General features: G+C 50.3%; 7 protein-coding genes and 1 pseudogene. 3 read left to right on the top strand and 5 right to left on the bottom strand.

From position 1 onward, the window contains the following. Positions 1-142: 142 nt before the first annotated feature. Positions 143-1,663 (bottom strand): hypothetical protein, encoded by a 1,521-nt coding sequence (locus tag AAAX77_RS09670; protein ID WP_349106064.1) that lies wholly within the window; start codon positions 1,661-1,663, stop codon positions 143-145. Positions 1,664-1,833: 170 nt separating this feature from the next. On the opposite strand from AAAX77_RS09670, the gene AAAX77_RS09665 reads away from it, so the two are divergent. Next, positions 1,834-2,043 carry a hypothetical protein gene (locus AAAX77_RS09665; protein ID WP_147357156.1) on the top strand — a complete coding sequence of 70 codons (210 nt, stop codon included), beginning with the start codon at positions 1,834-1,836 and terminating at the stop codon, positions 2,041-2,043. Positions 2,044-2,050: 7 nt separating this feature from the next. On the opposite strand, the gene AAAX77_RS09660 is transcribed toward AAAX77_RS09665, so the two are convergent. Beyond that, positions 2,051-2,848: a hypothetical protein gene (locus AAAX77_RS09660; RefSeq protein ID WP_117743949.1), complete on the bottom strand. Its 798-nt coding sequence runs from the start codon at positions 2,846-2,848 to the stop codon at positions 2,051-2,053. Next, positions 2,841-3,956: an ATP-binding protein gene (locus AAAX77_RS09655; protein WP_118267980.1), complete on the bottom strand. Its 1,116-nt coding sequence runs from the start codon at positions 3,954-3,956 to the stop codon at positions 2,841-2,843. The genes AAAX77_RS09660 and AAAX77_RS09655 overlap by 8 nt, the downstream gene beginning before the upstream one ends. Before the next feature lie 528 nt (positions 3,957-4,484). On the opposite strand from AAAX77_RS09655, the gene AAAX77_RS09650 reads away from it, so the two are divergent. Further along, positions 4,485-5,585 (top strand): hypothetical protein, encoded by a 1,101-nt coding sequence (locus tag AAAX77_RS09650; protein ID WP_349106062.1) that lies wholly within the window; start codon positions 4,485-4,487, stop codon positions 5,583-5,585. 339 nt (positions 5,586-5,924) lie between these two features. On the opposite strand, the gene AAAX77_RS09645 is transcribed toward AAAX77_RS09650, so the two are convergent. Together AAAX77_RS09645 and AAAX77_RS09640 are read right to left on the bottom strand one after the other, a co-directional pair. Beyond that, positions 5,925-7,079 carry a hypothetical protein gene (locus AAAX77_RS09645; protein WP_349106060.1) on the bottom strand — a complete coding sequence of 385 codons (1,155 nt, stop codon included), beginning with the start codon at positions 7,077-7,079 and terminating at the stop codon, positions 5,925-5,927. Between the two features lie 68 nt (positions 7,080-7,147). Further along, a complete protein-coding gene (locus AAAX77_RS09640; protein WP_349106058.1) occupies positions 7,148-7,816 on the bottom strand; it encodes a hypothetical protein in 669 nt (222 codons plus the stop codon). 297 nt (positions 7,817-8,113) lie between these two features. Between AAAX77_RS09640 and AAAX77_RS09635 the strand changes: the two are divergent. Next, positions 8,114-8,842: pseudogene (locus AAAX77_RS09635) on the top strand (hypothetical protein); the annotation flags it as partial.

The raw sequence follows: 8,842 nt of genomic DNA, 5'->3' as shown, positions 1-8,842 counted from the left end.
CAAGCCCATAAGGAGGGCCTACGAGGCATGGGTCGAGGCCGGACTTCCGCTCGATTGGGACAGGCAGGCCTTCGAGGCCGAGCGCAAAATGGATTCTAAAAAACACCTTGCCAAATAGGAGCGTCAGCAGTCGGGAACCATTCTATTCCGCCTCTAGGATTTCGTCTGCATTGCCTTCGGTTTCGTTGTTCGGCTCATTTATCTCAGTGTTCTTGGCCACCGTCTCTGTGTCACCGTCTTCTGCAGGGAGGTAATACATTAAGCCAAATAGGTCATTTATCGCTCTGCGAGTATTTGCAGCTGAGACACCGATGCGCTTCAGCTGCATTGCATAGACAAGATAGCGTAGAAGCAGCAAATCAAGAATGGCAGCACCTTTGAAATCCTTGTCAATGTTTCCATGGGCAAAGTCATTTCTTTGCTCAGCCAGCCTGCTTCCAATGACTTCGTAGGAAAATTCCTCATCATTCCTTTTGTATAGACCTTCCCCAAATACCCCAATCATTTCATGAAAATCTCGACCAGCCTGTACTATCTTCGATTCCAGATTGCTAAAGCCGATGCTCTTCTTTGCATATTTCAATATCTTTTTAGCTTTTCCGGAGCTTTGGTTAATGCATTCATCCATCTGAGCTGATGCTCGTTGCTCAGCATCCACTCGAGCTTCTGATTTGACAACTCCGCTTGGATACGCTTGGTCAAATTCCCATTCAAATGCTGCGGAAGTCAGCACGAAGTCCGATGCATCGAGCGTATGTCCCTTTTCGTATGTTTCAGGAATATGCCTTAGGTAGATTTCTCCGTCTGCAATCGCTCCAAACATTTTAATCTCATACGGGTCCAGCAAAGACAGCTGAATATATCGACCTTTTTCAAGAGGCTTGGTATCAAATGGCTCTGAGGATCTCGCTAGCTTGAATTCAGCTGTGCTGGGGTAATGCGAGTCGTCGTACATAGCCTGCAGGCTGCAATCCTCAATTAGTGTGTTTTTGCTGAATGTCAGATATTTGAGGAAGTCTTCTGCTGCATGCCACAGGCGATAGAAAAACCAGTAATCGTCCGTTTCATCAAACTCGAAAATCATGCTGGAATTAAGGGTGATGGGTGGAGTACTAATTTTCATACTGCATGTCCACCCAACTGAGAAATACGCCGCGATATCTCTGCCCTCAAAGCGAAATGCTCTCTTCACGGTCGAAGTTCTGTCGAATCCATTTGTCCTGATAGAGATGATTCCCTTTTCTGTAAGGTCGTCAGAATCAAATACCTGCGAGAATGCCCTATTAACCGGATGAATGTAATTCAAGGCCCTGCCGGATAGAGTCATCCTGCAAAAACCATTGGTATTCGGGCTACATTCCAGATACCCAGCAACGTTGATATACAGAGTCGAATTTCGACTTCCGACAGTCGATTCCTCCCTGGTCAAAAAGATCAATCGCTTGCTTGTCTCGTTGCAGAAGCCGTCAAGATAAGGCACATCAACAGTCAAAGGGTCGCCGGATGTATACACACCGGGGCAAATTTCTTTTTTTAGCCAACCCCACATAATGTCATTCTTGCATTCTTTGGGCGGGATGAGAACAAGCTCAGAGCCATCGAACACAAAGACAAAATCAACATCTTTGAATTTTAGAGTTCCCGAATACGTGTTGTCTGTCATCTTATTTACCCCTCATAATGACCTTTCCAGTCCTTGTTCGCAACCTTGTCGCCGATCCTCTCGAGATCGACGCAGGCGAAATGCCAGTCTCCTAACAGCTTGTCCAAGCTGGGCTTAACGGGTTCCACATCACCTGCGTGAACCCGAAGTCGGAGTGGGGGAAGCTGATAGTGAGGTACTTTCCCGAGCTCGCGCCGCTGCAGGCGATTCGGAACAACTATCCGAAGACCCCGCTCACGCTCGACCGCGTTGACGTGGGAGGTCGCGGCGGCATCAGGCAAGAGAACATCATCGACTGGATGCTGTCCGGGGCATGGCCAACAACGTCTCTTATGCCGAGTTCACAATTTAGACAGGAGAACCTGTACCCGCGAGATTAATTGCGTCTCATCCATTTCCTCGGGGGCAATCATCGAACTTAAGGTGGCGCATCGGAGCCATGGAATTAAAGAACTTATCACCGAAATAGTCGAGCAGAAACTCTGGAAAAGCCGATAGCACAAACACCGAACCGTCCTCGATCCGCATCCTTTTCTCCTCGCGGAAGATCGCATCGACCGTAACCAGCTCTCGATACGTCTCAAATGAAACCTCATCGAGACCGAGCAGGCACTTGCATCTCAATACGAAGGCAGCGATTGCATCTTTCCATTGGGGAAGCTCCATGTGCTTCCCCACGTTAACGTTTCCCTCTCCCGACTTATTTTTATATTGAGCGATTTCCGAGTTGTCAACAAAACAGCCTGAATGCGCCTGGCACTGCCCTGCGCGATAATCGTACAGTGCCTCGACCATCGGGTAGCTTATATAGAGCTTTCCGCTCTCGTGCTCGTTATCGAATGCGAGGAGCATCGCCTCCACAAGGGCATCGGACTCGCATCCAGGCGCATTGTTCTGATGAGAGTCGTAGTCAAAGAAGAGAAAGACCTCATCAACAGAATCCCTCTCCACGCCCTCTAGACATTTTGCAGCAGAAGGCACCGTTTCTCTCAGTACCTCCACAACATCCAGATCGAAGTCCTCCTCTGCAAGCCGCTCGTAAAGCATGTAGATGTTCTGCGCCGCTGGCAGACAGATCACCCTCAGGTCATCTCTCCCTTTCAGAAAAAGATCCTTCATCTTCTCCGCAAAGCGCAGGTCACGCGACTCTCCTTCAACGATGAAGAGCGTGACCGGGCTAGCCATCGAAAGCACCGGCCTTAAACATCTTCTGGAGGTTATGCGCCAATCTGAGCTCCTTGGGTGTTAGCTTTTCCAGCGAGCGAATCTCCCCCTCCTTGAGAATGAAATAGACATCGGGGCGCATGAGGTCGTTCGTCAAAAGGTCCGTGTTGTGCGTCGTAATGAAAACCTGGACACCCTCAAGGTCCCGTAGCATCTCCACGATCGACCGGGACAATTCAAAGTGATAAAAGGCATCGAATTCATCGATAAAGACCAAGGAAGCCTTGCTCATCTTGATATACCAGTAGTAGTACAGAGCAAGTGACATGGTGCCTGTCGAGGCGACCGACGCAAACGGAACGGTACCGCCCTCGAACCTGCAATAAAGCTCGGGAACTCCATTCACGTCCACGGATACGAGGTTCAGGGAGATTCCCTGCTGGCGCAAGAATTCTTGGAAGTCCTCCATCTTTCCTTCGCGAATAATGCCCTGGGTAAAGATATCCGAGCCAACCGAAAGCCCCTGATATCCACGCTCATCGAGCGAGTAGAACATGAGCATGTTGTCGACAAAGGAGGTGAAGGCTCTAAACGCCCTGGCAGACGGCTCATCTCGCAGTATTGCATTGCTCTTGACATATTTGACACGCGACAGCCTGTCGGACTCAGTGGGGAGATCGGTAGAAAGCGAGAGGGACTCGGCGCCCGGCAGGTCAACATGGCCCGTTTGAGCGTCGAACCTGTAGCTCAAGACCTCCACGCCAGCAATGTACAGACTCTCGTATACAAGCGTCTGTGGGTCGGTTTTCCCGTAGCGGTATACGACCTCGATATTGTCGAAGACAAAATCGTATTGAAACTCTGTAATTGAACTCTTTGAATTAAGGCACCGGTATGGCGAGTATTTTTTGAGCAGCTTTTCCTTGTCGGTCAGATGCAGAACAATGTCGAATATCGCGAGGGCGAAATTGGACTTTCCACTGCCATTCGCACCATATATGATGCCCTTTGCCTTAATGCCATCCTGAATTACCTGTTGATTGAATGAATAGTTGGCGGGATCGGATAGATCAAATGTAATTCGCTTATTGAAGCACTTGAAATTTGAAACCGAAAACTTCTTGAGCATGGCACGGCTCCTCTGCTTTCTGAGTCTATTTGAAACACAGGATAAAGTAGCTTAGCAAATTGGTCAATTTGCCCGTATTTTTAATACGGATATTCCGAAGAAAAACTACGGAAGTACGCGATATACGCCGGGCCTGTCCAACCGATCATAGTCTTCGCAGGGCAAGACTTCTTCGCGCGCGAGGGAGAATGTGATCTCGATCGTTAGGCGCACGCTGATAAAACTAGGCGGTACCGTCTCAGCGACCCCGCCTTACAAATCCGAAGGTTTTTCATCTAAATCTATTATGAACCATCTTTTATGGACTATCGGAACCATTTATCAAACAACATCATCAGAAACGTGAAGGGCGAATTCGGAAGCTGATTCTCCCTTTCACCGGCTGGCAAAACGATTTACACCTAATTGTGGACATTGCCCACGCGATTTCTCTTTGCTCCCGCATCGATCTCGCTAAACTAATAGGTGCTGCTACCAGGGCATTTTCTGGTGCACATCCTATTGGCTCCTGCGAAGATCGGAGCGGGTATGTTTGCCGCCGAGTCCCACACCAGCCGTCATCACATCGCGATCGCTGCCATGGCCTGCCTATGCGTCTTGCTGGGCGGGCCTTCCTATGCCGCGGGCGCGGAGAGCCTGTTCATCGCGGGCGCGACGTACTGCGAGCCGGGCGTTTCGGGCCCCGGTTGGGCCTGGACCGATGCCGGCCATCTGGAGCTCGACGGCTACGCGGGCGACGCCATCGGCGCCGACGGCGACCTGGTCGTGACGCTTGTGGGGCAGAACTCGGTGGTCGAGTCGCAGGCGCCCGATGCGGACATCTCGCAGTGCGGCATGGAGGTGTGGGGCGACCTGACGCTTAGCGGCACCGGGTCCCTGGCGGCATCGGGCTCGCAGTGCGCGATCCACGTGTCGCAGGCGCTCGTTGTGGACGGCTGCACCGTCGATGCCCGGGCGGACGGGGCGAACGTCACGGGCGAGGCCGTGGCCGGCGTGATCGCCGGCGACATGGCCGTGCGCGGCGGCGGGCGCGTCGTCGCCTTCGGTGCCGCGCCCGCCGCCGGCGTGTACGCTTACGGTTTGTACCTGCAGGACGCTGGCGACGGCTCGGCCGGGTGCGGGCTTTCGGTCGACGCCTCGTGGCTCGACGCGGCCGGTGCCGATGGCGGCGTTGCTTGCACGGGTGGGTCGCTCGTGTCCGCGCGGTTCGTGACGCCTGCTGGCGGGACCTTTGGTACTAGTGGCGTTGTGGATGCTGCAGGAGTCGTGGCACCGCATGTGATGGTTGAGCCCGATGTCGCCATGCCTCCGGCGGGGGAGAACGATGGGTCCGATGTGCCGGGCAGCGGGACGGGCGCGCCTGATGGTGGCGTCGGTCCCGCTGCAGAGCAACCCGGTACGGAGCCAACGACGGTTGCCGCAATGAAGCCTGCGGCTACGTCGCCCAAGACAAACATAACGACCAAGACGACGGTGACCAAGACCACGGTGCCTACGCCGTCCAAGCCTAAAGCCACCAACGTGACCGCAGCGACACTCCCCAAGACTGCCGACAACAACTGGATCGCAACTTCCGTGACGCTTTTCCTTCTTGGTATAGTGTTTCTAGCTACCGCATGTCGTTGTTGAGATAGCTGCCATTTAGAAGAAAGGGACATCCACAAGGTATAACTATATGCTTGTTTGTTTATTGGCACCCAATAATCGAAGGCGGGGCCATACGGACGCGACCATGGGCTGAATCGTGACATGCGACCCAGGTCCACATGAATGATACAAGCATTCAATAATGTCGCAGTTTGGACTGAAGGCAACGAAGGGGCACCGGGGTCTTTGTCGACCTTGGTGCCCAAGCGAAAAACCATCAGAGTTGCTTCGCAATATTCGGCGGTGCCAAAGCGGGCAAATACTAAACCGAACTCATTGGTGAGCTGTATGAGCTGGCTTTTTAGTGACATCCCGGATTGTCTATAAGCAAAAGTCTGGTGTTTCGGAAATGTTATACCGTTCACTAAAACTCTCGATTTCCTCTTTTAACATAGCTGGCTCAATCTCTGCAAGCAGCCGCATAACGTCATAGAGTGTTACGATGCCTCGTATCTTCTTACTCCTCATCCGCACGAGTTCGTAAATCAGTTGAACAGAAATAGTTGTTGTATACGATTCGCCGCTTCTATCAAGATTTAATGCTCTAGCAGCATCATTTATCGCAGTGCAAAATAGGAGATCAGGGGAAATCCCTTCAGCGGGGTTTTCGATTTTGATATTTACCTTATCTCCGCAAAGCTCAATTTCTGTTTCTCCAACTCTGCTTTGCTTAAGAAAGGGTTCTGTTTTACCTAGACCTAAATATTCCGCTCTTTTAAGACGCTGCCTGCGGCAGCTCTCCTTAAACATATTGTTACGGCAATCTATGATGGCGGCATTCACGATCTGGTCAGTCAGGCATGGGTAAAAACCTATTAGGATCCAATCGACCTCGCAAGATGACTTGAAAAGAAGATCGTAAATTTCCGCATAAAGTGGGCATTGCCCACTGACGAGGCGGGCTACTCTTGTTCCATCGTGCATGAATAATCCCTGAAAATCTGAATGAATTTCAATTAGATAACCCAATTCAATGCGGCCATCATCACCGCTAAGTTCAGTAAGGTGATTGCGGTATTTAGGTAATTTGCTAGCATGGCCTGTTTTTCCACCAAACAATCGGGCATCTAGAGAGCGCGACAAATCATCGCAACATGCACAGCTTTGATGGTATTTTGCCAACGAGACATAGTTTGCGAAGATGCCCGCCAATTCCTCCAGCGAAACATCGTCAGCCTTAAGCCTTGGCATTAGCTTTTCGCGCTCAGCTTTCATCACAGATGTGAACTCAGCAGATTTTGATTGAGCGTTTCGACCATGTTTGATGTTATGGTCGATTCTAAAATGTTCCAAACCAACAATGGATCCATTTTCGCGGGTAATAACAATATCAGGGCACTCGCTGCTTGCGTTAATAGATCCACTCACCTTCAAGGCAGCTTTCTTCTTGTAACCACCCGTGGCCATCGATAGCCTAAGAACATCATTGAACACTTGCTCTTCATGCGCGTTCTGGTCGCTTTTATTCTTGCTCATGCCGGATCCTCCGCCCTTCGAAGTTATACATAATTCAGCTCGCGCCTTTTAACGTTGTCGATAGACGTTCACTGAAAGGTAAGCAATTCAGCAATGTCATCAAGGGAGCCAAGTCTCAAACCCTGATAGGGAATGTAACCGTTGAACACGTTGTGTGTTACACCGTCCCTGTCCTCCTGTTTAAATTCGATATCGCAGTCGTGGCCAGTGACGATTCGAAACTCATGTTGATATTCATATGCACGATTCTTGTGGAAAGGAACTTCACTGGCTGCCTGCTTAAAGTTGGATAACGCCACCTTGGGCTCAAATATGTCTCCGTCATAAGAAACCAGTCCAAAATTGATACCTTCAGGTTCCGCTTCCTGAAATCGAAGCAAAAACTCGACAGGATCCTTAATCAAAACTGCAGCGCCTCTATTTGAAAATTCGTCTTTAATGCGCTGCCCATCCTTACTCTGTAGGAAGAATTGATAATTCGAATCTTCAAGTGCCGTCATGCAGTAAATTGCACAACTTGAACCAACAGACATAAAACTTGTAAGGAGACCCTCGTAGGCATCAGACCTTCCATCTCCCGCCTCTTTTGATCTAAATTCATCAATCGCCTGCAGGTAGGGGATTCCCTGGATAAGTTGTTCCGCGTAAACTCTCTGCGTAACAAATTTGATTAATGACCCGACATGCCACTGCTCAAGTGCGCCGCCAATTTCCGATTTAGAGATTCGCCGAACCATACAATCATCTCCTTGCTGCTATTCTTCGCTCTTATCAAGAACTAATCCAGTGAGCTTAAACGATGGTGTATATCTATCAACGTTCTCCTCATGCATTGTCAGATGACGCCGATTCGTCGACGAAAGATGGCTTGATCTAACCAGCCCCATAAGCTCACCAATTATTCCGCTAGAGTCGTACAAGCTCATAATGAAATGGCTCTGATAAAAGCAAGTGTCTTATGCGTAGAATTGCTCAATAAGTGGAGTCGTGAGATTACTGGATTTTGTAGAAGACTTCTTGTGGAGAGGAACACGTTGGCTGAATTAATATGCTCGGTTATCTCTTTAGCATTGGCGTTTGCCGTCGCCGTTGTACAGTATTGCCAGAGCAAGCGCATGGAGGAATTCGAGCGTCGTCAGGACGAGAGGGATGAGCGTAGGCACGCCGAAGGGAATAAGGCACGAGCGATTGAATTCATCTCGAAGCATTACGCCGACAGAGGCCTGATTCCGCTATGCGCCGTTGCCGCCATGCACAATGATCTTTTCCATTATTCACGTAAGATGTATTGGGAATTCTGCTGCCTTGTGCCGGAGGTGCAGAATCTGATTCTTAAATACTGCAATCTTGACTTGCGGGTCAGGGGAGAGGACGACCTGTTCGTCCGTTGCATCGCCGCAGTCGAAGCCGCCCTCCGTGACCGCTTTCCAGAAGATGAACCTGTTCTTTATGATGATGGGAAATACGTGCTTCGCAGTCTGGAAAGGTATGCGGGTGAGAGACTGCCAGCACCTCGGGTTGGCCTTCTTCCTGAGTGCTTGGACTCTTCCTTCCTGCCCCCTGATAGCTGTACCCTGGGGTACGATTACCTTATCCGTAAGGTACTTTCCGAGGCCTTCGAATCGAGGGATGCTTCCTGGAGTGGGAAGGATAAACTGGACTTTCTTTTAAGGATCCTCAAGCGTATTGCCGCTCGTATTCCACTGGAGACATGTAGCCCAGGGTGGAATGCATGCGCACCCTATTGTAATAGAGCTCTATGT

This window comes from Collinsella sp. CLA-ER-H6, from assembly GCF_040092305.1.
Classification (GTDB): Bacteria; Actinomycetota; Coriobacteriia; order Coriobacteriales; family Coriobacteriaceae; genus Collinsella.
The sequence above is the reverse complement of the archived record's forward strand: the minus strand, read 5'-3'. Positions and strand labels throughout refer to the sequence as shown.

Coding starts and splice junctions, on each gene's coding strand:
- AAAX77_RS09670 (WP_349106064.1), bottom strand. CDS start 1,663: ATGACAGACAACACGTATTCGGGAACTCTAAAATTCAAAGATGTTGAT.
- AAAX77_RS09660 (WP_117743949.1), bottom strand. CDS start 2,848: ATGGCTAGCCCGGTCACGCTCTTCATCGTTGAAGGAGAGTCGCGTGAC.
- AAAX77_RS09655 (WP_118267980.1), bottom strand. CDS start 3,956: ATGCTCAAGAAGTTTTCGGTTTCAAATTTCAAGTGCTTCAATAAGCGA.
- AAAX77_RS09650 (WP_349106062.1), top strand. CDS start 4,485: ATGTTTGCCGCCGAGTCCCACACCAGCCGTCATCACATCGCGATCGCT.
- AAAX77_RS09645 (WP_349106060.1), bottom strand. CDS start 7,079: ATGAGCAAGAATAAAAGCGACCAGAACGCGCATGAAGAGCAAGTGTTC.
- AAAX77_RS09640 (WP_349106058.1), bottom strand. CDS start 7,816: ATGGTTCGGCGAATCTCTAAATCGGAAATTGGCGGCGCACTTGAGCAG.